Here is a 25,689-nt window from a genome sequence, read left to right as displayed (position 1 = left end):
AAAGCTACACACCAAAAACAGAAGAAATGCAAGCGGTCTGCCTTCGCGACCGCGGTCTCAGCGGCTCTTCAGTTTCGTCCGCATGAAATTCTCGATAAACCCGATGAGCTTGCCGGCGGCGAAGGAGAGCTGCCGGTCCGGTGCGATCGAAAGTTCGGCATGGGTGCGGATGGAGCTTTCGCTGGAAAGCGCAATTGCAGCAAGCTGACCCGCCTCGATCTCGCGGCGGACAGCAAGGGCCGGCAGGAGCGTCACCGCGCTATCGCTGAGCACGAGTTCCTTAAGCATTTCCAGCGAACTCACCGTGAAAACAGGGTCGATCGTCAGCCCCTGCCGCTCGACAAGTGCATCAAAGCTCTGGCGGAAACCAAACGACTTCTCGGGCAGAGCGAGCTTATCGCGCGCCAATTCGCGAAGGCTGATTTCCTTGCGGAGCGCCGCTGCATGACGCGCCGACACGATCACGTCGTAAGCGATCTCAAATCGTGTGACCACTTTTGCCTCCGATATCGGCGGCGCAAATAGCGTCAGGGCCATGTCGGCCTGTGCTGCGTTCACCGCTTCGATGGCCTGCCGCGCGCTGGTGATCGTCACTTCGAAGCGAATATTGGGATAGCTGAGGCTGAACTGCGAAAGCGCGGGAGCAAGAAGACTGGTGACGATCGCTCCATTGGCGTAGATGGTCACCCTGCCGCGCCCGAGCCCCTTGAGATCTTCGATCAGCTGTTGCACGTGCTCGAGTTCGCGAAGCGTCCTGCCTGCGCGCCCTGCAAGCAGCTCGCCTGCGGCCGTCAGTGTCACGCCGCGCGCGCTGCGTTCGACGAGCGCCGCGCCGAAATGTTCTTCGAGATTCTCGATCTGGCGGCTGACGGCAGTCGGCGCGACGCCCAGGTTCTCGGCGGCCTGGCGCATGGACTTTGTCCTCACCAGCTCGTCGAAATACATCAGGGCCCGGATCTGCATTTTTTCTCTCCGCCGCTTGGGCCTTCTTTACTTCGTCCAGGCAATCAGCGCCCGTACGGGTAAAGCTCCCGCCAGGCTTGCTGCGCACCTTCGTAAGGCAGCGCTGTCGCTTCGTAAACACCGCGCGCGATGGCCCGGGCCATGACCATCCCTGCAAGATGGCAAAGCTCCATCAGTTCGCCCCTGTCGGCCATCGCTCGTGCACCGGTCGAGGCGGCAAAGACCGTATCGCCGTCGAGCGGCAGATGCGCCGGAAGCAGTGCCCTTGCGAGCCCGTCTTGTGCGCCCAGCGAAAAGCGGTGAGTCTCGGTCTTCGTCAGCGCCGCATCGGTCACGACAGCACCGATCGTGGTTGCAGGCACCGTCAGGCCCTTCAGCCGCAAGCGATGATCTGCCACCTCCGGCATTCCGAGCCCGCCGAATTCACTGTCTTGTTCAAAGGGTGCGGCCCAGAAATGCGGCCCGTCGCCGATCGTTGCCGAACCGAGCGCATTGACTGCGACGATTGCCGCCACCCGATGCCCGGCGCTGCTGACCGCGCTTGCCGAGCCGAGCCCACCCTTGAATGTCGCTGTCGTCGCACCCGTTCCAGCCCCCACCGTTCCGAGCGGAAATTCGCCCTTCGCCGCTGCCTGGAAGGCCGCATAGCCCATCTCCTGGTAAGGTGAATGCAGGCCCCAATCCTTGTCACCGCCGTTCAGCAGATCGAAGAGGATCGCCTCTGGTACGATTGGCACGCGCACTGTACCCACCTGAAATCCGCGGCCTGATTGCCTCAGGCCGGCCTGGACGCCGCCTGCCGCATCCAGCCCGAAGGCCGAGCCGCCGGAAAGAACGAAGGCATCAACCTTCTCGACGGTCATCGACGGATCGAGCAAGGCGGTGTCCCGCCCCCCGGGCGCGCCGCCGAGAACGGTGGCCGAAGCCGTCGCCGGTTCGTCGAAGATGATCGCGGTGACGCCGGAACCGAGCTTCAGGTCCGTTGCCTGGCCGACCGAAACGCCTTCGATGTCGGTAATGAGATTGAGCAAGTGCGCCGTCCTTGTTGACGTCGGATAGGATCGCAACCAGCACGAAAAAACAAGACCGGCCCCGTTTTGGGACCGGTCATGAACCTTTAAACGCGATGAAATGCGGCAACCAAAGCCTGTTTTCAGGCATGGATTGGCTTTGGATGGCGCCGGGTCATCAGGTCGTGGATCGCGAGCTTCACCTCGTCCGGCGAACTGAAACGCTGCTCGTCAAGGTCGTGCACGTGAAACTTCACGGCGATGAATTTCAGCCGGTCTTCATCTGGAATGACGATCCCCACGGGAACGCCTGCATATTCGATAACTTGCTTTTTCATGCGTAGAACTCCTGCCGCGCGGACTGCGAGGCGATGACGAATTGACTTGTCTGATACCGTTGAAAGGGGACGAAGGTCACATTCGACAGTTCGGGCGGGAGAGAGCGCCCGGACGGTCATTACCGAGCACAATTCGCCCAAGGAGGGTGGCGAGAATACCGATATCAATCATGTCTCGTTCCTTGTGTTGGCGTTGCACTCTTGAGGTCTCGAAAGGGTCGGGACCCGGCGACGACTATCTCTTAATCTACCTTATTTGTAGAGAATAGAGTACAGCCTGTCAGAAACATATTCCGAAACGTGTCAAAATATCGACGTTTCGAAAAAAATAATTCCACCACAGTCATACTTGCTGAAAGAACCCTATCAGATCTTTGTGCAAATTGCGTGACGGCCGGAAGCCTCGTTTCGATCACCGGGAAAGACATAGGAAGTCGTTTTGATTCCGGCAATGGGGCTTTTGATTAAAAAACCGAAAGCCTCGAAATGACCGCATTGTTTAATGGCGCAGGAGGATCACCAGCCCTCGGACAGGACCTTTTCCAGCATCTCGGCGAAGAAGTCGGCGCTCTCGATGGTCAGGCAAAGCGGCGGCTTGATCTTCAACACGTTCAGGTGGTCGCCGGTTGGCTGCATGATCACGCCGAGCTCGAGAAGACGGTTGCAGATGGCCGCCGTCTCTTGCGTGGCTGGCTCCAGCGTCGTTCTGTCGCGCACGAATTCAAGACCGAGATAGAGCCCCATGCCGTGGACGGCGCCCGCAATCGGGTGCTTGTCGATCAGAGCTGCGAGCCGGCTTTTAAGATGGTCCCCGACATCGCGTGCGTTGTCCTGGAGTTTTTCGTCCACCATGACGTCGAGCACCGTCATGCCGGCAACGCAACTGACGGGGCTGCCGCCGGAGGAGGAAAAGAAATAGCCTTCCTTTTCCAGCGATCCGGCGATTTCCTGCGTCGTAATCACCGCGCCGAGCGGGTGGCCGTTGCCCATACCCTTGGCGATGGTGATGATATCGGGCACGACGCCCTGCTGTTCGAAGCCCCAGAAGTGATGTCCAAGCCTGCCATAGCCGACCTGCACCTCGTCGGCGATGCAGACTCCTCCGCGGGCGCGAACCTGAGCATAGACTTGCGATAAATATCCGTCCGGCAGAGAAATGCCGCCGGCGTTGCCATAGACGGATTCGGCAATGAAGCCCGCAAGCCCCTGCCCTTCGGCATCGATCGACTGCAAATCAGGCGCCATCGCGGTGAGATAGTCTCCGGCCGAATCGGGCCCCCGAAATTCGCCGCGATAGGTGTTGGGTGAAGCGACCGCATGCACCCAATTCGGCCGGGTCGCCAGGGCCTGAGGATTGTCGGCAATCGAGGTTGAGACAGCCTCGCTTGCGACCGACCAGCCATGGTAGGCTTCCAGCAGGCAAAGCATGTTGCGCGCTCCCGTATGCGCCCAGGCGAGCCGGATCGCCAGGTCATTTGCCTCCGATCCGCTGTTGACGAGGAAGATACGGTCCAGTCCGTCGGGCGCCAGAGCTGCCAGTCGCTCGCAGAACTCGCCGATCGCTGCATAGTGGAAGCGCGAATTGGTGTTGAGCTTCAGCCATTGTTCGCTGATCGCTTCTGCCATGCGCGGATGCCCGTGGCCGAGAATCGTGACATTGTTGACCATGTCGAGATAGGCGCGCCCCTCGACATCGAACACGTGTTCCTTCCAGCCGCGCTCGATCTGCGGCGGCACCTCGTAGTAATTCTTCTGCGGTTTTGCGAGATGTGCCTTTCGCCTCGAGAGCAGTCCTTCCGCCTCCGGCTCGGGCGCACGGGCGCCAGGCCCAAGCAGGCCTGCAGGCGAGGGGCAAAGGACCGACCAGGCGGCGGCCTCCTGCGGCGAGGCAAAGAGCGGCGGTTCGAGCGAGGGAACCGTGCAAAGCTGGACACGCAAGCCGCCGAGCGAAGAGACGTCGCCCGAGACGGTCCCGATGATCTGCCCCTGTTCCACCCCGGCGCCATCCTCGACAGAGAGTTCGAGGCCATCGAGATGCAGATTGATACCGTCGCCGATCAGGACGAGATGGTGGTTCTTGCAATCAATGCGTCCTGCAAAAGGTGCAGCAACGCGGTTGCCACCGGGGAGGCAGATGTCGGTATGCAGCGCGTAGGTCGATGGCTGCCTGGCGCTTCGAAGAACGGCGCGCGAAAGCCGGTATTCGCCGTAGCGGGTCGCGGCGATTCCCGCCTCATTCGCTGCGCGCGCCAAGAGCCGCCAGTCCATTTCCGCATTCAGCCAGTTTCCGGCCGCAAAATGCGGGCTTTGAACGCCGAGGTCGAGATAGGCGATGTTTGCAAGGTCGATCTCCGGCAGAAGCGCGTGCCAGCCGGACATGTCGACCGTCGCCATGTCGGCGCCCACGGCGTCGAGGATTGCCGCCTCCATCAATTCGAAGGAAACGGACATGGCCGTGTCGAAGATCTGCCGTTCAAGCTTCAGATTGGCGCGGACGTAATCGTTTTCCGGGTCGATCGAAATTTGCTGTTCGCTACTTGCGACGAGAATGACGGCGCGCGCCACAATCAGCGGCCAGAGCGCCTTCAGTTCCTCGTCTGTCAGCGGATAGATCTCGTGATAGGCCTTGACCGCGGGCAGGATGTAGAACGGATCGCCATCAGCCTGATGCAGCAGCGAGGCGCAGGTAACGGCAAGGTCGCCGACGAGCCAGCCTCGAATGATATCGCCGAAATCGATGACGCCATCAGGCATCGGCCGTCCTTGCTCATCAATCCTGCAGACGACGTTGTCGCCTGTTACATCATGGTGCACGGCCTGGACGCGAAGCGATGGCGCAAGCGGTTGGATGCGGCGGACGGCAAGCACCATGCTCTTGGCGATGCGGTCGCGCGCCGCGCTGTCGGTGATGGCCGAAAGCAGCTGGACGGCAACAGGCCCTGCCCGGCGCAGGTCCCATTGCAGGCTGCGGTCGAGGCCGGAATGGTTGAAGTCGGCGAGCGCCTGTGCCAACCGGGCGCAGAGCGCGCCGAGGGCTGCGACCGAAGCCTTGGGCAGGTATTTGCGATGCGTCAGCCCTTCGCCTTCGAGATACTCGAGCAGGCGCACCTTGAAGGTCTGTTCGCGGACCGTGACGGCGATGATGTCCTGGCCGTCCGTCGAGCTCATGACTCTCGGGACACGGGGCGTACCGTCCTTGCTGGTCAGATACCGGATTGCCGCATTCTGCGCCTCCAGCTCCAGCGTATCGTAGGCCATGTGGCAGATCTTCAGCACATAGCTGCCATCACCAGTATTGATCCGGTAGTTGCGGTCCTGCTGGCTGCCGAGTTCCGTGATCGTGCCGTGGAGCCCGTAGCGGGATTGCAGGATCGTTTCTGCTTCGGCCGGCGTTACGTCCGGGCGCGGCAATTCCATACGATCGGCACGCGCATCATCGGTCATGGCATCCCCCAGCATGATTCGATTTTCCACATTAAGCAGATAATCGAATGCATGGCATAGGCAAGCGCTCACTACTACCCTTTCGGGTGCGGTTTCAACCCATACGTTCGGAGGCGTAGCTTCCCGGGCTTGCCGGGAAGACGACGGTGCGGTTGCCGTTCAAGAAGACGCGGCGATGAATATGGGCATGAATGGCGCGTGCCAGCACCTGGCTTTCGACGTCGCGGCCGATCGAGACATAGTCCTCGGCACTCTGGGCATGCGTGATGCGCGCCGTGTCCTGCTCGATGATTGGACCCTCGTCGAGGTCGGCGGTGACGTAGTGCGCCGTGGCGCCGATCAGCTTTACGCCGCGCTCGTGGGCCTGCTTGTACGGGTTGGCGCCCTTGAAGGACGGCAGGAAGGAATGGTGGATATTGATGATCCGGCCTGACATCTTGCGGCACATCGCATCGGAAAGCACCTGCATATAGCGGGCGAGCACGATCAGTTCCGTGCCGGTCTGGTCGACGAGCTCAAGCAGCTGGGCTTCGGCCTGCGGCTTGTTCTCCTTGGTGACCTTGATGTGATGGAAGGGAATGTCGTGGTTGACCACGACCTTTTGATAGTCGAAGTGATTGGACACGACGCCGACGATGTCGATCGGCAGTGCGCCGATTTTCCAGCGGTAGAGCAGGTCGTTCAAGCAGTGGCCGAAGCGGGAGACCATCAAGAGCACCTTCATGCGGCTGTCCCCGTCGTGGATTTCAGCCTCCATCGCGAATTTCTCGGCAATCGGCTTGAAGCCTTCCTTCAGCGCCGGCAGTGCAACGCCTTCCTCGGAAATGAAGCTGACGCGGGTGAAGAATTTGCCGGTGTCGAGGTCGTCGAACTGCGAGCTATCGACGATGTTGCAACCCTGCTCGGCGAGATAATTCGAAATCGCCGCCACGATGCCGCGCGTCGATTGGCACGATACAGTCAGTACATAATGCGTCATGGCTTTCTTCTCTCTCGCGGCATTAGCCGACAGGTCTGCTTAGATCAAAGCAGCTACGCCGCATCGGGCGAAGCTCTTTCGTTCGTGCAACGTTTGCAAGAGAAGCTGTCAAGGACTTGCAGGCTCCTGCATCCGCTCGTTACGCTCCAACTTACGCAAATCATGGCGAGGCTTTGTTCCGCCTGCGCCGTCGCGTATCCCCGCCGCGCAACCGCTCAGGCAGAAACCGGCATGCCCACTTTACCGGCAGTGCGTTTCCCGCGCACGCCCTCGTTGACCCTCAGGAAGCCGACGAGCAGCCAGACGAGGCCGGCCGTCTTCATGGAGAATATCGCCGTGGAGCCGATCATCAGGTTCAGGAACATGAAAAGCGACAGCGAATGGGCAAGACGCTTCTGGTTCGGCGTCTCGCTTGCCGGGAAAAAGGAGACGAACAGCCAGAAGAGGATGAGGCCGAAGATCGTGGCGCCATAGGTTATGTAGACGTAGCCGCTGTCGACAAAGGTCGTGGCTTTCTCGAGTTCAAGGCCGAGTGCAGCCGGGATATCCATCGCGAGGATGTTCCGGATTGTACCGCTGATGCGGCCGACGAAATCGTCGTCATGGGCATCGGGACGGAATGCATGGATGACGAAGCCCATGACGATAATCGTCGGCATCATCAAGAAATCGCAAATCTTCGGAATCCACGGAAAGATAAAGTAGCCGCCGAGGCAGGCCAGGCTGAATATCAGCATCGTACGCGTGTCGTTGGTGACGAGGATCAGCATGACGGTGAACACGAAGAGCAGCCGGTCGAACGATCTCAGGCGATTGGAAAAACTGACGAGATAGATGACCAGCACGCCACAGAAATTGGCAAGGGACACCTGCTCCAGGAAGATCGATGAGGACCGGTGATCGATAATTCCGAAGGAAAAGCGGGACGGGAAGCCGAGCGCGCCGCGAAACAGCCCGATGTCGCTATAGGTGGCGCGCGGCACGCCGCGGGTGTTTTCGAAATATTCAGCCGGATGGAAGAGCGCCACATAGGCTTGCACAGAGACAATCTCGCAGATCAGCACCGCCAGCACGACAACGCAGCATAACTTGAATATCAGCTTCAGCGTTCGTTCGTTCGTCCATCGGCCCATGATGACGAAAGCGAAGATGATGAGCACGTTGCGCAGGTGGTCGATATAGCCTGAGCGATTGACCGCGATCACATAGATGGTGAGGAAGATTGTCGCCAGCAAATAGCCAAGCGGAGCGAGGTCTTCTTCATAAAGGCCCCTCTTCAAAAGGAAGCCAAATGAATAGATCAGCAGCAGGATTTCGCTGAGGGCGACATGTGACGACGCAAGGGGCGTGATGTTGTGATTGATGAAGGCGAGAATGCAATTATAAGTGACCGCCAGCACGCCGACTGCCAGGATGCCGTAGTCGATCGGTTCCTTCGTTGTTGCATCTCGCTGCTCCATCTCCGCTACCTGCCCATCGTCCGGCACGCGTCCTCGGCAGGAGAAGGCGCCTTGGCGGCGGCTTCCAGCACCGCGATCTGCTTTCGCTCATGGCCCTCGTGGGGCTGCACGTTCAAGGGCTCGCTTTCTGGCCACCAGTCGCCGGCCACCCAATAGGTCCAGCCAAGCCAGACGTCGGAATTGTCGTGGATCGCATCCAGAACCGCCTTCAAGCCGGCGATGCATTCCGGTGCCTGCGAAACGCCGAATTCGCCCAGCAGGACCTTGGTGCCGTTCTTGCGAGCCCAATCGGACATGCCGACGATGGCATTCCTGGCATTCTCATTGCCGGAGCATTCGTCATGCGTGCCGGAAAAGTCGCTGTCGAAATATTGGTGAACCTCGAAGGCATAGTTCTTGCGCGGGTCCTTGACGCCGAGCATCACCGTGCCGTTTGGCCCGCCCGGGCCATCGGACTGCCAGGAATGGGCGCCTGTCCATTTCGTGCCCGGCACGAGGATCAGATTGTTGGCGCCGACTGCCCGGATGCCGCGGAACGCCGCGTTGGCTGCGCTCAGCCATTTGTCGCTGGCAATGTCGTGGGGCTCGTTCATGAGCCCGAAAATCACGTCGTCCTGGTTGGCAAATTCGGATGAGAGTCTTGTCCAGAAATCTGCAAATGCCAGCGTCGTTGCCGGCGGTGTCCCGACTTGGGTTTTCCTGTACTGGGCATAATTGTGCGGATCGAGAATGACGCTCATCTTATGTTTTCGAAAAAGGGCCACCGTGTCCTTGATGCGCTGGAGTTCGGCGTCGTTCAGTGCCTGCCCGAGCTCGGGCTGCAGCCGCTCCCACAAGAAAGGCAAGCGGACGATATTCATCCCCTTCTGCTTGAAGTAGCCGATCGTCACTTCGGAGGGGTAGGCATAGTCCTTGAAAATCGCTCCATCCGGATTGCCGAATTCGCCACCGGAAAGATTGATGCCGCGAAAGCAGGGGCCCGCGGCGTCGGCAGGGCCCGCGTTCCACGGCAGCATTGCTGCCGCGGCAATCGTCAGCATGTGGCGCCTTGTGGAAAACGCGGCCTTCATCGATCTCGCTTTCAGGAGTTCTGCCATGTTCCGGCAATATCGGGTAGGGTATCTTAACGCTCCGTTAGCTAAGGATTTCTAAAGTCGGTCTACCTCCGCCAAAGATCTGTGTCGGCAGGTCACGAGTGTGTTCATGAGTCAATTCGACAGGAACAGGGTTAGTCGGCTGCCTAGCTGGCGAAGCTACGAGCCTGCGCCAACCGCGCCGGAAAGCTCTCCCGCGCGCGCGCCTGTCCTCAGGCCTGGTGATTTCGCAAAATCCAATCCCGAGCCGGAGGCGCAGCCGTCGCCCGCACCGCCAGAAAAGGACTTGCGCCGGACACAGCCTGTGCCATTGAAGCCGCAGCCTGCCATTGTCCGCGCAGTGCCGGTTTCAGTCGATCCTGACGCGCCGCTTGTCGATACGCGCTCGGTCATCTTTGCGATCTGGAACAGAAGGCTGATTGTCCTCGCCCTGGCCGCGCTCGGCGCTTTGGCGGGCGGCGCCCTGCTGCCGTTGCTGCCGCAAAAATTCACCGCAAGCACCAGCCTTTACTTCGACCCGCGCCAGATCGGACTTGCTGATCCGCAGACGCAATCAACGACGATTTCGCCCGAGATGATTTCGTCGATGATCGACAGCCAGGTGCAGATTTTGATGTCCGGAAATGTGCTGCGCCGGGTTGCCGATACGATGAAGCTTGCAGAGGATCCGGAATTCAACGGCGGCCGGAGCGACGACGCAGCTGTGGTCGGCGCCCTTGAGAAGGCGCTCACGATCACCCGCCAGAGCAGTACCTATGTCGTATCGCTGACGGCCGTGACGAACAACCCCGAGAAATCCGCCGCGCTTGCAAACCAGGTCGTGACCTCCTTCATGCAGGAGGAAAGCAGTGCCTCGACAGGTCTGTATAAAAATACCACGGCGACGCTCGATGTTCGATTGACCGATCTGCGCCAGAAAGTGCAGGAGGCCGAGCAGGCCGTCGAGACCTTCCGCGCCGGCAACGACATGGCGGCAACGGAGGGCAATCTGATTTCCGACCAGCGCCTTGCCTCGTTGAATACGCTGCTGCTGACTGCGCAGGAAAAGACGATTCAGGCCAAGGCCCGCGCGGATGCGGCCGCCAACATGAGCTTCGAGGATGTCGTCGCCAACAGTCGAACCGAGGGCGGTTCTGTGAACTCGTCGCTTGCGAGCCTTCGACAGCAATATTCCGCGCAGGCCGCAGCCGTCGGCAGCCTCGAAAGCCAGATGGGTGCGCGCCATCCGCGCCTGCAGGCCGCCCGCTCGTCACTGCAGAGCATTTCGGGCGAAATAAAGGGGGAATTGCAGCGCATGGTGGCTTCGGCGCGCGCCGATTACGAGCAGGCGACAAAGGCCGAGGAGGCGATTGCCAAGGAACTTAACATTCAAAAGGCATTGCAGGCGACCACGTCCGACAAGCAAGTGGAACTCAACGAACTGCAGCGCAAGGCGACGGCCGCCCGGGAAATCTACGAGAGCGTCCTGAAGCGCTCCAGCCAGACAACCGAGGAGCAGAACCTTCCGCAGAGCAATATCCGCGTCATTTCAGAAGCCGAACCCCCAACGAAAGCGGACGGCCCCGGCAAGAAGACCCTGTTGGTCGCCGGCGTCATCGGCGGGCTGTTCACCGGCTTTGCCGCCGGCGCGGCATTTGCGATCCTGGCAAGCCTCTTTGCCCATCCGGTCATTCGGAGCTATTTCCGCCGGCAGGCCCAGCGGTAAAGGGCTTCGAAATCAATTTGTCGTGCCCGTGCCTGCTCGACGGCTTGATGCCTGCTTTGCTGCTTCCTAGATTTGAGGACGCTGGAGCCCGTCCTGCGATGAAAGGTCACCGATATGCGATCCCTGCCGATGTTGCTCGCTGCCCTTTCTGTTGTCAGCGGCGTGATCGCCGGGCCGGCTTTTGCAGCGGATTGGAGCCGGGCGGGCAAAGCAGACATTCAGCCCCTTTATCCCTATCCCGATCTCCCCGGTGTCAAGTCTCAGCCTGACAAGAAGGATGAGGAACAATATGCCTGCCGCACCGAAACACGCGGCATCCGTCGCAATGGGGACTGGATCTTCCGCTCCGGCGGCATGCCAACCACCGTCTATGTTTGCGATCGCGACGGCTATGTGACCCAAGGGACGAGAGTGCCTGCAAGAGGCCATTATCAGCCGGTGCGCTGAGGCTTCATGCCGTGCGGGCAAAATGTCGTGCGATGAAGTGGTCGATTGAAATGCGTCCCGGTCCGCCTGCGATGATAACCAGAAAGCAGACGGCCCAGGTTCCATGTGTCGGCCATGCATCGGGATAGACGAAGATTTCGATCACCAGCGTCATTCCGAGAAGAGCCAGTGCCGAGAGCCGGCTTGCAAATCCCATGATGAGAAGAGCCGGGAACAGGTGCTCGGCGAAGGCTGCAAGATGCGCGGCGAGCCAGGGATCGATAAACGGCAGCCGGTATTCCGTCTGGAACAGATAGACGGCATTATCGGAAACGCGCCAGCCGTCGAGCTTGGTTTGCCCGGATTGCCAGAAAACCGCGCCGATCGAGATGCGTGAAACCAGGGCGATCAGGTCGTGCGGGATATGACCGAGGAGACGAAGCACACCGCTGAGTTTCTGCGGAAGGCCGCGAGCTTCTATCCTTGTCATGGTGCTCTCTTCATTCATGATTGTCTCCCGCGCCGTTCCAGCGCACGTCGATGAAGGCGCCGGCCTGCAGCGCGCCGGCGAGGTTGGATGAAAGATCGAAATCCGGCGCCGCTTCCGTGGCGTGCTCCAAGGCGGCAACGAGTGCGGCACCCTTTGCAAGTTCCGATAGGAAGGTCGCTCCGCCTGCCGGCAGACGATGCACTTCGACAATCGTACCGGGCCTCACGACCAACACGTCCTCGCCGCTCCAGTCTTCAATCGGCCGAAGCTCCATCTCGCCGGCATTCATTGCCCAGATGGTCACAATCGGATGAGGGGATGTGAGGACCGACAGGGAGGGGTGGGCGAGGAATGTCAACTCGGCGAGGCGATCCGGATCGATTGCGGCCAGCCGCTCGGCCTGCAGCGGAGCCGCGTCTGCCGCGTGGTAGGCTCGCCCGCGCGCCGCTTCCAGACGGATCACATCCGCAAGATAGGCGACGTCCCTGGCGGGCTCGAAGCGTTCGACGAAATCCGCAAGGTCGTCGCCGTATGCAAGAAGCAGCGGCGAGCGCGGCGGACAGAGCCGAATGAATTCATGCGACATCGCGGCAAAGAACTCTTTGCCGACGATCTTTTCGGCCACGGGAAACCGAGAGGCGAGCGCCCCCGTCAGTCCAATCGCCACGTTGTCGCGATAGACGCCAAAACGGCGCTTCGGCCGCGGCCCATTCCAGGCGGTCAAGCCCTCGGGAACCGGCAGGGAGATGTCGGTCAGTGCTGCTGCGAAGTCGTCTTGCGTCGTGGTTGGCACAGAGAACCTCATGCGGCCCGGCGTGCGGAGCTCTTGAGGATCGCATCAGCGGCCTCTGCTTCGGCGCGCAATACCGGCCATTCCGGCACGTCGTTGTCCCATTCCACCAGGCTTGCGATTGGCCCGGTTCGGTTGATCAGTTCCTCGTAGAGCGCCCAGACGGGATCCTTTACGGGCGTGTCATGCGAATCGATCAAAAGCCGCGCGCCCAAATCGTCCATCGTTTCCGAATGGCCGCTCAGGTGGATTTCGCCGACAAACTGAACTGGAAAGCGGGCGAGATAATCGCGCGGGTCCATATGATGGTTGGTGGAGGCGACGAAGACGTTGTTGACATCGAGGAGCAGGCCGCAGCCGGTTCGCCTGACGACTTCGGCGAGAAAATCGGTCTCTTCGATCGTGCTTTCCTCGAAGAGCAGATAGGTGGCCGGATTTTCGAGCAACATCTGCCGCTTCAGCGTGTTTTGCACCTCATCGACATGTTCGGCGACCTGCGCAAGCGTCGCCTCGGTATAAGGCAGCGGCAGGAGGTCACTGAGGAAGACTGCAGCGTGCGTCGACCAGGCGAGATGTTCGGAAAAGCTCTCCGGTTCGTAGCGGTCGCAAAGGGATTTCAGGCGGGCAAGATGTATCTTGTCGAGTGGCTGCGTCGAGCCGATGGAAAGGCCGACGCCATGGATCGACAGCGCGTAATCTTCTCGCAACTTTCCAAGCTGGGCATGCGGCGGCCCGCCTGCACCCATGTAATTTTCGGCATGCACTTCGAAGAAGCCGATCGGCTGTGGCTTTGCATTGATGTCGGTGAAATGCTGCGGCTTGAAGCCGACGCCGGCGCGACGGGGAAGTCCTGACGCTTTCATGTCATCTCTCCTGGAAGTGGGACGGCGGTGCTGATAGTCGGGCGCCGCCGATCTTTTCGCATATGTTTGGATGTCAGGCCGGGGCCGGGCCTTGCTTCAGAGAGCCGTGACCATTCGGCGTCTTCATCGCCTCGCAGGTACCGGCCGGAACGAGCTTCCAGGCGTTTTGCTGATAGTCGACCTTCGACGTTCCGGCGCAAGTGGTCCCCGGTCCGGCCGCGCAGTCGTTCTGACCCTTCATGGCAACGCCGTAGCACTTTTCCTTGTTGTCCGCGGCCGAAGCGGCAGGAGCGGCAAGAGTGGCAAGCGCCGCAGCGAGCGAGCCTGCGAGAGCCAGCGTAACGATGCTGTTTTTCATTGTTCATCTCCGTGAGAATGGCAATCCGTGATTGGCTTGCATTGCGGGCTACGGAGGCGATCGATGGAATGTTACATCGCGTATTGCATTTTTTTTGCCGGCTCGGCTTGCCGACTTCGCGATTGCAGGGGAAAAGGCCTGAGAACAAAGGCTCGCCCGCTACCGCGAAATAATCTCGAACGAGCGGTAACAAAGATGTGTGCCCTCTCGTAGAGGATTATGTCGGGTGAAATATTCAGCGCGGGAAGAGGAATGGGCAGGCTGGATGCGGAGCGCCATGGATGGCGATGTTAAGGCCTATCATCGCTTTCTTTCAGCTGTAACGCCTCATCTGCGCGCCATGGCCCGCAGGCGCTGCGAGCAATTTGGCGCGCCGGCAGGCGAGGCGGAGGATGTCGTTCAGGAGGTGCTGCTTGCTGTTCACCTGAAACGCGGAACCTGGGATCCGGCTCGGCCCATCGGACCTTGGCTGTCGACGATCGTGCGCAATAAGCTGATAGACAGCCTGCGCCGCCGCGGCCGTCACATCGATGTGCCGATCGACGATGTTATGACAACGCTCGAGGCGGAAGAACAGGCCAGCAACTTGGATCGGCTCGACGCCGAACATATGTTGAATCGCCTGAAGGATCCGCAGCGTGATATCGTGCGTTCGATTTCGATCGAGGGAGCAGGTGTTCGCGAAACGGCCGAAAGGCTGAAGATGAGCGAAGGTGCGGTACGCGTGGCGCTGCACCGGGCGTTGAAGTCGCTGGCGGCCTTATACCGGAGTGAGACGAGTGAAGACCGATGACCTGATCAGCCTGCTGGCACAAGACGCGCCCATCCGCATGCGGCTCGGGCCCTTGCTCGTGGGAGCGCTTTTGATCGGCGTCGCAGTCTCGACAGCGTTGCTTCTGTCGGCAGTCGGTATTCGCCCCGACATGGCAAGCGCGATCGAAACGGCACGCGTGCTGTTCAAGGTGGTTGTGACCTTGACGCTTGCCGTCGCCGCTTGCGGGCTTGTCTTTCGCATAGGCCGTCCAGGCGTTCCGCTTTGGCTTTCAAGCCTGGCGCTGTTCGTGCCGCTGATCCTGCTCGTGACAGGCGCCGCCGCCGAACTGTCGGTCACACCGCAGGATGCATGGGAAACCGCGATGCTCGGGCGCAACGCGAGCTTCTGCCTGTTCTTCATCCCGGTCCTGTCGCTCGCGCCGCTTGCGGGTTTTCTCTGGGCGCTGAAAAGTGGTGCTGCGGAAAGCCCGGGCCTTGCCGGAGCCGCAGCCGGCCTTGCTGCCGGCGGGATAGCGGCAGCTCTTTATGCCTGGCACTGCACGGACGACAGCCCGCTATTTATCGCGGTCTGGTACACCACGGCAATCGCGGCAGTGACAGCCATCGGCGCGCTGATCGGATCACGATATCTGAAGTGGTAAGAGAGCGGTGGTTACGAGGCGACGTGTCTTCGCCATCGGCTTTGGAAGCCTGCGATAGACACAAGTGATTGTCGAATTCGCGAATTACGGGGATGTTTCGGCGGCCCCTTTGTATTCTATCTTGCCGACTTCGTGTTCATTGCGATTGATCGATCGCATGGGGAGGGGATTGCCCTTCCGGATCACCTGGGTGCGTTGTCCAGGTGAAGATCAACGCAACGGCGCAAGCGATCAGAAAGATTATCGCGACGAACGTCATCATGCGGCGCGGTGGTTTTCGATGCTTCGTGCTCATCGCCTGAACCTGAGCGGTTATTTCTGCAGCGCTTTCGCCAACTCGTTTGCCTTGTCGCGACTATTGCCGGCCCTCTTTATGATGTCCTTCGCTTGCTCTACCGTTAGGCCATGCTTTTGCTTGAAGTAGTACAGCTCGTACGGCTGGTTGGTTGCAACCCGTGTGCGATCCCTTCCTGTGGCCTTCTTGTTGTCTGCCATTCCGTCCTCCCAAGTTTGCGATGCCGACCTTAGGAACGATTTGAATAACAAGTTGGTTCAGGCGGCCCAAGCAATAGCGTAACTAACGTTGTCGGATCGCGCTCAGAATACCAGGCAATCACCAAAACTTGGGGGGCTGCAAGACCCCCCGACTCGGATCGAATATATGCGGCCGCAAGGTACTGGGCGGGGGGTTTGTTGCTCCGCCCGAGGTGCCGGGGGGACTGGTTGGCCCAGGAGGTGTGATCGGCAGCTCTGGAGCTTGTCGGATCCCGCCTGCACCTGGCGATGTTGACGGAATGGCTTTTAAAACCTGCGTGAGTAGCTGAAGAGGAGCCGTGACCGCGTTGGAAACGTCGGAAGCGGCCTTCGCCACCGGTTGGGCTTTGTCCGCGAGCTTGTTTGCTTCGTCTATGAGCTCGCGAGCGTTGCGCAGTTCCGCCGTCCATTTCGCCGGTGGCGGCGGCACAAGGCTGTAGCGGTCGGAAACTACGACCGCAAGATAGAGGGTCCCGAGAAAGATCCAGATCTTCAAGAAGAAGGTAACGAGTTCCTTGATCATTACGCACCGCCCGGTTGGATGCGCAATTTTGCGCCCAGGCTTGAAGTGAGTCGAGCGGCGGTACAACCACATTCCCTAATCAAAAGTGATGACGCCACAAACGTAGGCTGTCCCTGCTCAGGGGCCCGTATCTTCGGGCGTCGATCACTGCAAGCTGAAGAAGGAATATCTCGCGTAAGCAACAGAACGCGCGCCGCTGTTACCACGGTGCCCGATACACGGCAGAGCAGATCAAGGCGCTGAACAAGCGCAAGCGGCGGGGGCCCTGTGCACCTCGAGCCGCAAGCTGCCCTTACCGGGGAAACGAAGCTCGTTTTCAAAGGGCGTAGGGCAAAACCGGCTTTGGCCGAGACAGGACACCACCTTGGAGGAAGTGCTGAGATAGGAGGGATCGATGCAGCGTTCGTCGGCTGCTTCGGGTGCCGGCTGAGGCTCATAACTCCACCGTCACCGTCTCGCGGTATCCTAGTTTGGCGCAGCGGCTGCGGTTTCACCCGGTGGTAAGATCCGGAACATAAAGGTCGAAACCTTCTCCCCCGGCTTGAAAGGACCAGGTATCTGATGGCTGACCGGTTTCAGGCTTTGAAGGAATGCTGCAATCGATGTCACGTCTTCTTCAGTGAGCTCCGCGAATGCATGCCACGGCATGATTGGCGCCAGGGTGCGACCGTCGGGTCTCTGCCCGGTCTGAATCGCAGTCACGATCTGCTCCCTGGTCCAGCTGCCGATGCCGGTCTCCTTGTCAGGCGTAATGTTGCGGCCGACGAAAACCCCTTCCCCCGGTATTTCAAAACCGACATCCGAGCCGCCCAGAAATCGCGAGCTATCCGGTTTTCCGAAGAAATATCCCGGTGTGTGGCAGTCGTTGCAGCCGCCGATCCTGACGAGATATTCGCCCCGGGCAATCTTCGTATCGTCGGCAGCCGCTGCCATGGAAGGCTGCAGACACATTGCATAGGCGGCCAAGAATGCGAACCGGGCGCTCAACCGAAACATCTTGCCCTCCGTGGCTTAGCTCACAACTGGAATGAATTGAATATCACGTTGAAGCCGCTCTATATATTAGCCATTTGGAATTATCGATTGCGCGAAGGACCCCGCTATTTTAGGCAGCGTCACGGCATTCAGGAGGATCTTCCGGAAATTCGAAGTCACCGACGATGTTGGGCTTTGGACGCTGCCGGGGATTGAGGCGCTCGCGTCATCGGAATCGGCCGCATGGCGATGCGTGTCGCCTAAGCGATGCGATTTTACGCATAGTCAGCGCTCCTGAAGTAATGGCGGAGCGCGTGACGTGCGTCAGTGAACCCGACGCTAGCTTCGCGGATGAGCGACGATAAAGAGGGGGCCCGCCTTTGGACTTGACGAATGAGGCCAGTAGCGATGACTGCCTGATGGATGGCGCAATCCGCTCGCTACTGAGGCTCTCGCCATCCACAGCGGGCGCGATGACCATGATCCCGTCTTCGGTCCTTATGCGGCTGCCCGAACCTTGAGCTACTTCGCCGATCGGGGTCCCCGAGGCTGGGGAACGGTCCGGACGTTTCCGCAGCATTCGAGTTATCACCTGTGACCCGCGCCAATGACCCAGCGAGCGGCCGGGAAGCCGTTATCAACAAATCAACAAGTTAAGTGGGAATGGTGCCCAGAAGAGGACTCGAACCTCCACACCCTTTCGGGTACCAGCACCTGAAGCTGGCGCGTCTACCAATTCCGCCATCTGGGCGACGGAGAGGCATGTAAGGGGGTGGCTCTTTGCTGTCAACTGGCTTTTTGAAGTTTTCCTGACAGGCTGGAAAAAAGAGCGAATATGCCTCCCGAAGAAGTCGATACGGGACGATCACGCCGAACTGAACGGATTTCAATCTTGTGGTGGATGCCATGCGGCGGCGGGTGTTCTATATCTGCAGTAGCAGAAAGGAATCAGTGATGTCTGCTCTTCGAACGATCATCTTTGGCTCCGTCATCGCCGTCGTGCCGCTTGCGGCCAGTGCCGCGCCTCCGCTTGCGCCGCTGCAACAGCGCAATCCGACGATCATCAATGTTCAGTCGACCTACTGCGACTATCGCGGGTGCTTCGGCTTCGGACCGCAACAATGGCACCGTCCTGCTTATATCCAGCCGAATTATCGTCCGCCGGAGGCGAGAGGACCGACCTATTACCAGCCGCGCGCCCAGCCCAGGCGGCAGCTCTACTACGATCCGCCGCCAATCCGCCGGATACGTCCGCCAGCGAAGGATATGCATGTCGAATGGTGCCGAAATCAGTACCGGACCTACAATCCGAGGACCGATCGTTTCGTGACCTACGAGGGCATCTACAAGACCTGCAAATCGCCCTTCGACTGAGGATCAGCTCTCGAGCGAAACGCGGTCGGCGTGACCGAGATCGCGGCCGGGCTCGATGATGTCCCGCACCCGCTGCTTGAGTTCCTTCGGCCCTGGGAAACCGCCGTCGCGCTTGCGCTCCCAGATGAGGTCGCCGTTGACGCGGATTTCGAAATTGCCGCCCGTACCCGGAACGAGCGCCACTTCGGCGAGGCTGTCCGCAAAGGTGTGCAGCAGTTCCTGTGCCATCCAGCCGGCGCGCAGAAGCCAGTTGCATTGGGTGCAGTAGAGGATCGTCACGCGGGCTTTGTCGGTCATCGGCAGGTTCCTTTCAATATTCCGATTTAGGGCCTTCGTGGCCGCTTCGCAACGTCCGGCTTGCGCGGGAAGGCCATGGCATGTTCATGTCACGAAATCAGCTGTGGTGCTTTGCGGGCAAGTTCGCATGATAGGCGGACAAAAGCGGGAGAGGCAGATGAACGAGCGGGAGAAGATGGCGGCTGGCGAGTGGTATTGTTGTCTTGATGGCGAACTCGAGGGGCTGCGCCGGCTAGCGCGCAAGGCGGTTCATCAGCACAACACGATGCCGCCGGACGAACGCGGCAATATGGCACCGGCATTGGCGGTGCTGTTTGCCAAGGCGCCTGCCGACGCATTCATCGAGGCGCCGTTTCATTGCTCCTATGGTGTGAACATAGCCCTCGGCAATCGCGTCTATCTCAATGCCGGCTGTACCATTCTCGATTCGGCAACGGTATCAATCGGCGAGCGTTCCATGCTGGGGCCGGGCGTGCATATATATTGCGCGGAACATCACAAGGATGCGGCCCTTCGCAAAGCCGGGATCGAGATCGCACGGCCGGTTTCAATCGGGGAGGATGTCTGGATCGGCGGCGGCGCAACCATTCTTGGCGGCGTCTCGATCGGGGATGGCGCAATCGTCGGCGCAGGCGCGGTTGTGACGAAAGATGTGCCGAGCGGTGCGAGGGTCGTCGGCAATCCGGCTCGGATACAGATGTGATTTCTTATCCATATCGACATTGGCCTTGATTGACGCCGGATGGCGCTAGATTAACGGCGAACACGGAGGATAGGCGATGGCCAAGAAGAACCTGCCATGGGAAGGTGGCTGCCGTTGTGGCCGCGTCAGGCTGAAGATCAGCGCAAAGCCGCTGCTCACAATGGCATGTCATTGCGCCGGCTGCCAGAAAATGTCGTCCAGCGCCTATTCTCTGAGCGCCGCGATACCGGCGGAAGGCTTCGAGATAACGCGGGGCGAACCCGTAATTGGCGGGCTGCACGGCGTAACAAGGCACTATTTCTGCCCACATTGCATGAGTTGGATTTTTACGCGACCCGAGGGCATGGACTGGTTCGTCAATCTGCGTGCAACCATGCTGGATGATACAAGCTGGTTCGCACCTTTCATCGAGACTTGGACGAGGGAGAAGCTGTCATTTGCCGAAACCGGCGCGGTCTATAGCTTTGAGACGCTGCCGGAAATGAATGCCTATGAGGGGCTGGTCAAGGAGTATATGGCGCGGGATGAGGCTTAGAAGCCTTGGATCAGAGAAATTCAGGCGGCAGAAATCTCGTTGCCTTTCGAAGTCAGGTCTGCGACCAATCCCCCGTTTCGTCCGGCTGAACAACGCCAACGATCTCTTGATTTGAGGGTTCGACCACGATGCCCTTGCAGACAATGTTGTCCTCTGATCCGATCTTAAGTTGATAACCGCTGTCCTCGCTCCAGTTCCGCCAGGCGCTCCTGCAGATCGCTTCAGCGGAACGGTGGAGGTTTTCTGTCCGCTCGAGCAGCCAACCAAGACAACGCCGCAGGCAAGCTCGCGCTGCTGTTCTTCCGGCAGATGTTTCAAGGACGATCGCATGGGTGCACCGATCGGCCAAGGGCGATTCGTCGTCTGCTGCTGGAAACTGTAGGAACGGCGGCGGCTTGCAAGCCGGCGCAATCTTGCGCGGCCACGGCGGAGCGGGACGGTAACTTGCTTTTCAGGGGCAGGTGCTTCGCCGCTTAGCACTTCTGCCATGCGTTCTGTCGCCATGTCATGTCGCGTTGAAGACGACAAGCGGATCAAGCCGCATCATGATGCCGGAGCGGCTCCTGCATAGAGAAGCCGGCCAACAGTGCTCGCAACGCCGGCGCAGGTTATGGGCAGACAATCTGGGCATAACGTCGAAAACAAGGATCTACTCGTCGCCCATCTTCAGCGCTGCGATGAACGCCTCCTGCGGGATTTCCACCTTGCCGAACTGGCGCATGCGCTTCTTGCCGGCCTTCTGCTTGTCGAGCAGCTTGCGCTTGCGGGTGGCGTCGCCGCCGTAGCACTTGGCGGTCACGTCTTTGCGCAGCGCTGAGATGGTTTCGCGGGCAATCACATTGCCGCCGATCGCGGCCTGGATCGGGATCTTGAACATGTGCTTCGGGATCAGCTCCTTGAGCTTTTCGCACATGTCGCGGCCGCGCTTTTCAGCCGCTGTCCGGTGCACCATCATCGACAGCGCGTCGACCGGTTCGCCGTTGACCAGAATCGACATCTTGACGAGGTTGCCTTCGCGGTGGTCGGTCAACGCATAGTCGAAGGAGGCGTACCCCTTCGAAATCGATTTCAGCCGGTCGTAGAAATCGAACACAACTTCATTGAGCGGCAGATCGTAAGTCAGCATTGCCCGCGTGCCGACATAGGTTAGTTCGATCTGGATGCCACGACGATCCTGGCAGAGCTTCAGGATGCCGCCGAGGTAATCGTCCGGCGTCAGGATCGTAGCTCGGATCCAGGGTTCGTGGATTTCTGAGATTTTCACGACATCCGGCATGTCGGCGGGATTGTGCAACTCACGCTCTGTACCGTCGGTCATGTACATCTTATAGACGACGGAAGGCGCGGTTGCGATGAGGTCCAGGTCGAATTCGCGTTCCAGGCGTTCCTGGATGATTTCGAGATGAAGCAAGCCGAGGAAGCCGCAACGGAAGCCGAAGCCGAGTGCTGCGGACGATTCCATCTCGAATGAGAAGGAGGCGTCGTTAAGGCGCAGCTTGCCCATCGCGGCGCGCAGATCTTCGAAATCGGCAGCATCGACCGGGAAGAGACCGCAGAAGACGACGGGCTGGGCCGGCTTGAAGCCAGGCAGCGCTTCGGCAGTCGGTCGCTTGTCCTCGGTGATCGTATCGCCGACGCGGGTATCGGCCACTTCCTTGATGCTGCCGGTGATAAAACCGATTTCGCCAGGACCGAGGCAATCCACATTGACCATCTTCGGCGTCAGCACGCCGACGCGTTCCACCTGATATTTGGCATCGGTGCCCATCATGCGAATTGTCTGACCCTTGGTCAGTACGCCATCGATGACGCGCACCAGAACCATGACGCCGAGATAGGCGTCGTACCAGCTGTCGACGAGCAGGGCCTTGAGCGGCGCCTTTTCGCCGCCCGGGCTCTTCGGCGCCGGCAGCTTGTGGACGATGGCTTCCAGCACGGCTGGAATGCCGAGACCGGTCTTGGCGGAAATCAGGACCGCGTCGGAAGCGTCGATGCCGATCACCTCCTCGATCTGCTCCTTGATGCGCTCAGGTTCTGCCGCCGGTAGGTCGATCTTGTTGAGGACGGTGACGAGCTCGTGGTTGTTGTCGATCGCCTGGTAGACATTGGCAAGCGTCTGCGCCTCCACGCCCTGGGACGCGTCAACGACGAGCAGCGACCCCTCGCAGGCCGAGAGCGAGCGCGAGACTTCGTAGGCGAAGTCGACGTGCCCGGGGGTGTCGATCAGGTTCAGGATGTAGGTTTCGCCGTCCTGCGCCTTGTAGTGCAGACGCACGGTCTGCGCTTTGATGGTGATGCCGCGCTCGCGCTCGATGTCCATGTTGTCCAGCACCTGCTCGGACATTTCGCGCTCGGCAAGGCCGCCGGTCGTCTGGATCAGGCGGTCGGCAAGCGTCGATTTGCCGTGGTCGATGTGGGCCACGATCGAGAAGTTGCGGATGTGGGACAGCGGAGTCGTCGGATTGGTGCTCATGCGCGCCATATAGCAGTGCCGCCCCCCGCCGCAAAGCGGAAAAGAAGGACTCCGTTTAGGATAAAATGCATGTCATGGGCGGTGGCAAAAACCACTTGATTCTATTATATGACCATGTATTTCTATTATATTGGAATATATGGATCGAACGATGGAAACGGAACTCGAGACGGCAATCGGCATTCGCATTCGCAAGCTCAGGATCGAAAAGGGGCTGACGCTGGATGACCTTGCCAATGCCTCCGGCGTCAGCCGCGCGATGATTTCGCGCATCGAGCGGGCGGAGGCGAGCCCGACGGCCTCGCTGCTTGCAAGGGTCTGTGCCGCGCTCGGGCTATCGCTTTCGTCCTTCTTTGCCGATGAAGGGCAGGGCTCGCCAATTGCGAGGCGTCACGAGCAGCAGGTCTGGCGCGATCCGGAAACCGGTTATCTGCGCCGCTCCGTCTCGCCGCCCGCAACCTCGTCCGGGGTCGATATCGTCGACGTAGAGTTTCCCGCCGGCGCCCGCGTCAGCTTTCCGCCGCATACGGCAAGCCACGGCATGACCCAGCACGTCTGGATGTTCGAAGGCGAGATGGAGATGACCACCGGCGAAACGGTGCATCACCTTCTGCCCGGCGATTGCCTCTTCATGCCGGTCGGGGAGGGCCATGTCTTCTGCAATCCCACCACCAGACCCGCCCGCTATTGCGTCGTGCTCAACCGTGGCACCCGCTGATTTGATTTCAGGAGAGAGATCGTGACCGTTATTCGTATTCTTGATTCACAACAGGCCAACGCGGCCATTCCGGAACTTTGCGAGATACTTGCCGACTGCGTGAAGGGCGGCGCCTCGGTCGGTTTCATGCAGCCTTACACGGCGGCCGACGCGGAGCCCTATTGGAGGAGCGTCGCAGAAACAGTCGGGGCGGGCGTCAACTTGCTCGCCGTGGCGGAGATCGACGGAAAGATCGTCGGAACAGTGCAGGTCGGATTTGCCTCGATGCCGAACCAGCCGCACCGTGGCGATTTGAAGAAGCTGCTCGTGCATCGGTCTGCACGCGGCAAAGGCTTGGCACGGCTGCTGATGGAGGCGATCGAATACGAAGCCGCAAGACATGGCAAGCGCCTGCTGGTGCTCGACACGGCAACCGGCAGCGAAGCGGAGGCGATCTATCCGCGGCTCGGCTGGGAGCGCGCCGGCGTCATCCCGGATTATGCGATGTGGCCGGAGGGCGGCTATTGCGCGACCACGCTTTTCTACAAGCGCATCGCCGCTTAAACCATTGACAAGGCAGCCGTCTGCCGCGCCTTATCCAACAAAACAGATCGGGAGAAGCCGGTGCGCGTCATCTATTCCGAAGACCACAAGCTGCGCGATGCGAAGACAGAGCTGCATGGCGGCCTGTTGGTGACGCCGTTCGAAGGACCGTTTCGCGCAGAGTGGATCCTGGAAGCAGTCAAAGAGGCGGGGTTTTCGGATGTTGTTGCGCCGGAACGGCATGGACTGGAAACCGCACTGAAAGTGCATGACGCCGGCTATCTCGACTTCCTGTCAAAGGCTTGGACTATGTGGCAGGCAAGCGGGGCTGCGGGCGAGGCGATCCCGACCTCGCTGCCGGTGCGCCGTGCAACGCAGCGCGTACCGAACGATATCGACGGCATGCTCGGCTATTACGCCAATGCCACCGAAACCTCGATCACCAACGGCACCCACGAGGCGGCCGTCGCCTCGATGCAATGCGCGATCACCGGCGCTGATTGGCTGAATTGCGGAAACCGTTTCGCCTTCTCGCTTTGCCGGCCTCCCGGCCATCATGCAGGCATCGACCTCTTCGGCGGCTATTGCTTCATCAACAACGCCGCCGTCGCGGCGCAACGCCTGCTGGATATCGGCGCAAAGAAGGTTGCGATCCTCGATGTCGATTTCCATCACGGCAACGGCACGCAGGACATCACCTACCGCCGCGGCGACATCTTTTTTGCATCGCTGCACGGCGAACCTGCCAATGCCTTTCCCTATTTCTGGGGCTATGCAGATGAAACCGGCGAGGGCGAAGGAGAAAACTGCAATGCGAACTACCCGCTCCCGCGCGGTACGGCCTGGGCTGCATGGTCGGCAGCGCTTGCGGATTCGCTTGCGCGCATCAAGGCTTTTGGTGCCGAAGCCATCATCGTCTCGCTTGGCGTCGATACTTTCGAACGCGATCCGATCTCCTTTTTCAGGCTGACTTCCGATGATTTCACACGCATGGGCGCGTTGATCGCCAAGGCGGGCCTTCCAGTCCTGACCTGCATGGAGGGCGGTTATGGAGTGAGGGAAATCGGTTTCAACGTCGCCAATATGCTGAAAGGGCTCGAGGCCTAGAAGCCTTCAATGGACGACCAAAATCAGCCATCCGATGTTCCGACGCCGCGCATGCTCTCCTGGGCACGCAACTCGACGATCTATCGCCTCGAGCGCCGGATGATGACGGAAAAACAGCTCTTCGATGCGATCACGCGAAAGGCGAAGCAGAAATTCGAAGACATCAGTCCGGCGCAGCTGAAGGCACTTGCCGCTTCGGCGGTCAAATTCGCCTACGACGTGAAGGCTCTGGACGACGTGGCCTATGCAGCGGTGAGCACCCGTTCGTCGGTACGCGGCGGCAAATCGAAACGGAGCATCGCGCAAAAGCTCTCCTCGAAAGGGGTGGCAAGCGATATCGTCGATACCGCGATCGAGCATGCCGACGATCTGTTCGCCGCCGTCGTCTTCGCCCGCAAGCGCTCCTTTGGTCCGTTCCGGCATTGCGACGTTGATGAGAAGCGAAAGGTGAAGGAGCTTTCAGCTTTTGCCCGGAATGGATTCAGCTTTGAGATCGGCAGGAAAGTATTCGCCATGAGCCGCGGCGAGGCTGAAGAGGTGCTCGAACCCGGGCTGGCGCTTTAGCGTCTTGGTGCATAAAGACCGCTTATGTC

The 25,689-nt window shown here is 59.8% G+C and carries 27 protein-coding genes and 1 tRNA gene; 11 read left to right on the top strand and 17 right to left on the bottom strand.

What is annotated here, in order from left to right; translation table 11 throughout:
* Positions 1–57 precede the first annotated feature (57 nt).
* The 7 genes from EV130_RS12315 to EV130_RS12285 form a co-directional block, all read right to left on the bottom strand.
* On the bottom strand, positions 58–963 hold the full coding sequence (locus EV130_RS12315; protein ID WP_132660444.1) for a LysR family transcriptional regulator: 906 nt from the start codon (positions 961–963) through the stop codon (positions 58–60).
* 44 nt (positions 964–1,007) lie between these two features.
* Positions 1,008–1,994: a P1 family peptidase gene (locus EV130_RS12310; protein ID WP_132660442.1), complete on the bottom strand. Its 987-nt coding sequence runs from the start codon at positions 1,992–1,994 to the stop codon at positions 1,008–1,010.
* 122 nt (positions 1,995–2,116) lie between these two features.
* A complete protein-coding gene (locus EV130_RS12305) occupies positions 2,117–2,311 on the bottom strand; it encodes a hypothetical protein (protein WP_027510551.1) in 195 nt (64 codons plus the stop codon).
* Between the two features lie 516 nt (positions 2,312–2,827).
* Complete coding sequence (locus EV130_RS12300; RefSeq protein WP_132660440.1) at positions 2,828–5,755, bottom strand: aminotransferase; 2,928 nt, start codon at positions 5,753–5,755, stop codon at positions 2,828–2,830.
* Positions 5,756–5,849: 94 nt separating this feature from the next.
* Positions 5,850–6,734: a formyltetrahydrofolate deformylase gene (purU, locus tag EV130_RS12295; protein ID WP_074059837.1), complete on the bottom strand. Its 885-nt coding sequence runs from the start codon at positions 6,732–6,734 to the stop codon at positions 5,850–5,852.
* A 215-nt stretch (positions 6,735–6,949) separates the two neighbouring features.
* The gene (locus EV130_RS12290) at positions 6,950–8,194 is read right to left on the bottom strand and encodes a hypothetical protein (protein WP_132660438.1); all 1,245 of its coding nucleotides are present in this window, start codon (positions 8,192–8,194) and stop codon (positions 6,950–6,952) included.
* Between the two features lie 5 nt (positions 8,195–8,199).
* Entirely contained in the window at positions 8,200–9,264 is a 1,065-nt protein-coding gene (locus tag EV130_RS12285; protein ID WP_132660436.1) for a glycoside hydrolase family 5 protein, read from the bottom strand.
* Positions 9,265–9,397: 133 nt separating this feature from the next.
* Between EV130_RS12285 and EV130_RS12280 the strand changes: the two genes are divergently transcribed.
* A complete protein-coding gene (locus EV130_RS12280; protein WP_132660434.1) occupies positions 9,398–10,993 on the top strand; it encodes a GumC family protein in 1,596 nt (531 codons plus the stop codon).
* A 114-nt stretch (positions 10,994–11,107) separates the two neighbouring features.
* On the top strand, positions 11,108–11,440 hold the full coding sequence (locus EV130_RS12275) for a hypothetical protein (protein ID WP_132551309.1): 333 nt from the start codon (positions 11,108–11,110) through the stop codon (positions 11,438–11,440).
* A gap of 4 nt (positions 11,441–11,444) precedes the next feature.
* Here the strand turns inward: EV130_RS12275 and EV130_RS12270 are convergent, their stop codons facing one another.
* From EV130_RS12270 to EV130_RS12255, 4 genes are all read right to left on the bottom strand, one after another.
* Positions 11,445–11,909 carry a DoxX family protein gene (locus tag EV130_RS12270; RefSeq protein WP_245520053.1) on the bottom strand — a complete coding sequence of 155 codons (465 nt, stop codon included), beginning with the start codon at positions 11,907–11,909 and terminating at the stop codon, positions 11,445–11,447.
* A gap of 10 nt (positions 11,910–11,919) precedes the next feature.
* The gene (locus EV130_RS12265; protein WP_132660432.1) at positions 11,920–12,702 is read right to left on the bottom strand and encodes an HvfC/BufC N-terminal domain-containing protein; all 783 of its coding nucleotides are present in this window, start codon (positions 12,700–12,702) and stop codon (positions 11,920–11,922) included.
* Between the two features lie 8 nt (positions 12,703–12,710).
* Positions 12,711–13,562, bottom strand: a complete 852-nt coding sequence (gene bufB / locus EV130_RS12260) for an MNIO family bufferin maturase (RefSeq protein ID WP_132660430.1) — start codon at positions 13,560–13,562, stop codon at positions 12,711–12,713.
* 73 nt (positions 13,563–13,635) lie between these two features.
* The gene (locus EV130_RS12255; protein ID WP_132660428.1) at positions 13,636–13,920 is read right to left on the bottom strand and encodes a BufA1 family periplasmic bufferin-type metallophore; all 285 of its coding nucleotides are present in this window, start codon (positions 13,918–13,920) and stop codon (positions 13,636–13,638) included.
* Positions 13,921–14,146: 226 nt separating this feature from the next.
* Here EV130_RS12255 and EV130_RS12250 point away from each other — a divergent pair, with 226 nt between their 5' ends.
* Positions 14,147–14,713 carry a sigma-70 family RNA polymerase sigma factor gene (locus EV130_RS12250; protein ID WP_074059846.1) on the top strand — a complete coding sequence of 189 codons (567 nt, stop codon included), beginning with the start codon at positions 14,147–14,149 and terminating at the stop codon, positions 14,711–14,713.
* Positions 14,700–15,335: an NrsF family protein gene (locus EV130_RS12245; protein WP_132660426.1), complete on the top strand. Its 636-nt coding sequence runs from the start codon at positions 14,700–14,702 to the stop codon at positions 15,333–15,335. Before EV130_RS12250 ends, EV130_RS12245 begins: the two co-directional genes overlap by 14 nt.
* A 312-nt stretch (positions 15,336–15,647) precedes the next feature.
* Here EV130_RS12245 and EV130_RS12240 read toward each other — a convergent pair whose 3' ends face one another.
* From EV130_RS12240 to EV130_RS12225, 4 genes are all read right to left on the bottom strand, one after another.
* Positions 15,648–15,830, bottom strand: coding sequence for a DUF3606 domain-containing protein (locus EV130_RS12240; protein WP_074059848.1), 183 nt, complete (start codon positions 15,828–15,830; stop codon positions 15,648–15,650).
* Positions 15,831–15,948: 118 nt separating this feature from the next.
* Positions 15,949–16,392 carry a hypothetical protein gene (locus tag EV130_RS12235; RefSeq protein WP_132551297.1) on the bottom strand — a complete coding sequence of 148 codons (444 nt, stop codon included), beginning with the start codon at positions 16,390–16,392 and terminating at the stop codon, positions 15,949–15,951.
* Between the two features lie 465 nt (positions 16,393–16,857).
* Positions 16,858–17,388, bottom strand: coding sequence for a c-type cytochrome (locus tag EV130_RS12230; protein WP_132551296.1), 531 nt, complete (start codon positions 17,386–17,388; stop codon positions 16,858–16,860).
* 643 nt (positions 17,389–18,031) lie between these two features.
* Positions 18,032–18,118, bottom strand: a tRNA-Leu gene (locus EV130_RS12225).
* Positions 18,119–18,321: 203 nt separating this feature from the next.
* Between EV130_RS12225 and EV130_RS12220 the strand changes: the two genes are divergently transcribed.
* Entirely contained in the window at positions 18,322–18,741 is a 420-nt protein-coding gene (locus EV130_RS12220; protein ID WP_132551294.1) for a BA14K family protein, read from the top strand.
* 3 nt (positions 18,742–18,744) lie between these two features.
* Here the strand turns inward: EV130_RS12220 and EV130_RS12215 are convergent, their stop codons facing one another.
* Entirely contained in the window at positions 18,745–19,038 is a 294-nt protein-coding gene (locus tag EV130_RS12215; protein ID WP_074059852.1) for an Rdx family protein, read from the bottom strand.
* Between the two features lie 157 nt (positions 19,039–19,195).
* On the opposite strand from EV130_RS12215, the gene EV130_RS12210 reads away from it, so the two are divergent.
* Together EV130_RS12210 and EV130_RS12205 are read left to right on the top strand one after the other, a co-directional pair.
* A complete protein-coding gene (locus EV130_RS12210) occupies positions 19,196–19,741 on the top strand; it encodes a sugar O-acetyltransferase (protein ID WP_132660424.1) in 546 nt (181 codons plus the stop codon).
* A 76-nt stretch (positions 19,742–19,817) separates the two neighbouring features.
* Positions 19,818–20,276 carry a GFA family protein gene (locus EV130_RS12205; RefSeq protein ID WP_132660422.1) on the top strand — a complete coding sequence of 153 codons (459 nt, stop codon included), beginning with the start codon at positions 19,818–19,820 and terminating at the stop codon, positions 20,274–20,276.
* A 649-nt stretch (positions 20,277–20,925) separates the two neighbouring features.
* Here the strand turns inward: EV130_RS12205 and lepA are convergent.
* Positions 20,926–22,758 carry a translation elongation factor 4 gene (gene lepA / locus EV130_RS12200; RefSeq protein WP_074059856.1) on the bottom strand — a complete coding sequence of 611 codons (1,833 nt, stop codon included), beginning with the start codon at positions 22,756–22,758 and terminating at the stop codon, positions 20,926–20,928.
* 142 nt (positions 22,759–22,900) lie between these two features.
* Here lepA and EV130_RS12195 point away from each other — a divergent pair, with 142 nt between their 5' ends.
* The 4 genes from EV130_RS12195 to recX are packed head-to-tail and all read left to right on the top strand — an operon-like array spanning position 22,901 to position 25,660.
* Positions 22,901–23,467, top strand: coding sequence for a helix-turn-helix domain-containing protein (locus EV130_RS12195; protein ID WP_074063009.1), 567 nt, complete (start codon positions 22,901–22,903; stop codon positions 23,465–23,467).
* A gap of 21 nt (positions 23,468–23,488) precedes the next feature.
* Entirely contained in the window at positions 23,489–24,010 is a 522-nt protein-coding gene (locus tag EV130_RS12190) for a GNAT family N-acetyltransferase (protein ID WP_074059857.1), read from the top strand.
* A 60-nt stretch (positions 24,011–24,070) separates the two neighbouring features.
* Positions 24,071–25,096, top strand: a complete 1,026-nt coding sequence (locus tag EV130_RS12185; protein WP_074059858.1) for a histone deacetylase family protein — start codon at positions 24,071–24,073, stop codon at positions 25,094–25,096.
* 9 nt (positions 25,097–25,105) lie between these two features.
* A complete protein-coding gene (gene recX, locus EV130_RS12180) occupies positions 25,106–25,660 on the top strand; it encodes a recombination regulator RecX (RefSeq protein WP_132660418.1) in 555 nt (184 codons plus the stop codon).
* Positions 25,661–25,689 lie beyond the last annotated feature (29 nt).

The organism is Rhizobium azibense (assembly GCF_004342325.1).
In the GTDB taxonomy this organism is placed as follows: domain Bacteria; phylum Pseudomonadota; class Alphaproteobacteria; order Rhizobiales; family Rhizobiaceae; genus Rhizobium; species Rhizobium etli_B.
The sequence above is the reverse complement of the archived record's forward strand: the minus strand, read 5'-3'. Positions and strand labels throughout refer to the sequence as shown.

What these genes read in the sequence shown, in the direction of transcription:
- EV130_RS12315 (WP_132660444.1), bottom strand. Translation starts at nt 963, where the DNA reads ATGCAGATCCGGGCCCTGATGTATTTCGACGAGCTGGTGAGGACAAAG.
- EV130_RS12305 (WP_027510551.1), bottom strand. Translation starts at nt 2,311, where the DNA reads ATGAAAAAGCAAGTTATCGAATATGCAGGCGTTCCCGTGGGGATCGTC.
- EV130_RS12300 (WP_132660440.1), bottom strand. Translation starts at nt 5,755, where the DNA reads ATGACCGATGATGCGCGTGCCGATCGTATGGAATTGCCGCGCCCGGAC.
- purU (WP_074059837.1), bottom strand. Translation starts at nt 6,734, where the DNA reads ATGACGCATTATGTACTGACTGTATCGTGCCAATCGACGCGCGGCATC.
- EV130_RS12290 (WP_132660438.1), bottom strand. Translation starts at nt 8,194, where the DNA reads ATGGAGCAGCGAGATGCAACAACGAAGGAACCGATCGACTACGGCATC.
- EV130_RS12285 (WP_132660436.1), bottom strand. Translation starts at nt 9,264, where the DNA reads ATGAAGGCCGCGTTTTCCACAAGGCGCCACATGCTGACGATTGCCGCG.
- EV130_RS12280 (WP_132660434.1), top strand. Translation starts at nt 9,398, where the DNA reads ATGAGTCAATTCGACAGGAACAGGGTTAGTCGGCTGCCTAGCTGGCGA.
- EV130_RS12275 (WP_132551309.1), top strand. Translation starts at nt 11,108, where the DNA reads ATGCGATCCCTGCCGATGTTGCTCGCTGCCCTTTCTGTTGTCAGCGGC.
- EV130_RS12270 (WP_245520053.1), bottom strand. Translation starts at nt 11,909, where the DNA reads ATGACAAGGATAGAAGCTCGCGGCCTTCCGCAGAAACTCAGCGGTGTG.
- bufB (WP_132660430.1), bottom strand. Translation starts at nt 13,562, where the DNA reads ATGAAAGCGTCAGGACTTCCCCGTCGCGCCGGCGTCGGCTTCAAGCCG.
- EV130_RS12255 (WP_132660428.1), bottom strand. Translation starts at nt 13,920, where the DNA reads ATGAAAAACAGCATCGTTACGCTGGCTCTCGCAGGCTCGCTCGCTGCG.
- EV130_RS12240 (WP_074059848.1), bottom strand. Translation starts at nt 15,830, where the DNA reads ATGGCAGACAACAAGAAGGCCACAGGAAGGGATCGCACACGGGTTGCA.
- EV130_RS12235 (WP_132551297.1), bottom strand. Translation starts at nt 16,392, where the DNA reads ATGATCAAGGAACTCGTTACCTTCTTCTTGAAGATCTGGATCTTTCTC.
- EV130_RS12230 (WP_132551296.1), bottom strand. Translation starts at nt 17,388, where the DNA reads ATGTTTCGGTTGAGCGCCCGGTTCGCATTCTTGGCCGCCTATGCAATG.
- EV130_RS12220 (WP_132551294.1), top strand. Translation starts at nt 18,322, where the DNA reads ATGTCTGCTCTTCGAACGATCATCTTTGGCTCCGTCATCGCCGTCGTG.
- EV130_RS12215 (WP_074059852.1), bottom strand. Translation starts at nt 19,038, where the DNA reads ATGACCGACAAAGCCCGCGTGACGATCCTCTACTGCACCCAATGCAAC.
- EV130_RS12210 (WP_132660424.1), top strand. Translation starts at nt 19,196, where the DNA reads ATGAACGAGCGGGAGAAGATGGCGGCTGGCGAGTGGTATTGTTGTCTT.
- EV130_RS12205 (WP_132660422.1), top strand. Translation starts at nt 19,818, where the DNA reads ATGGCCAAGAAGAACCTGCCATGGGAAGGTGGCTGCCGTTGTGGCCGC.
- lepA (WP_074059856.1), bottom strand. Translation starts at nt 22,758, where the DNA reads ATGGCGCGCATGAGCACCAATCCGACGACTCCGCTGTCCCACATCCGC.
- EV130_RS12195 (WP_074063009.1), top strand. Translation starts at nt 22,901, where the DNA reads ATGGAAACGGAACTCGAGACGGCAATCGGCATTCGCATTCGCAAGCTC.
- recX (WP_132660418.1), top strand. Translation starts at nt 25,106, where the DNA reads ATGGACGACCAAAATCAGCCATCCGATGTTCCGACGCCGCGCATGCTC.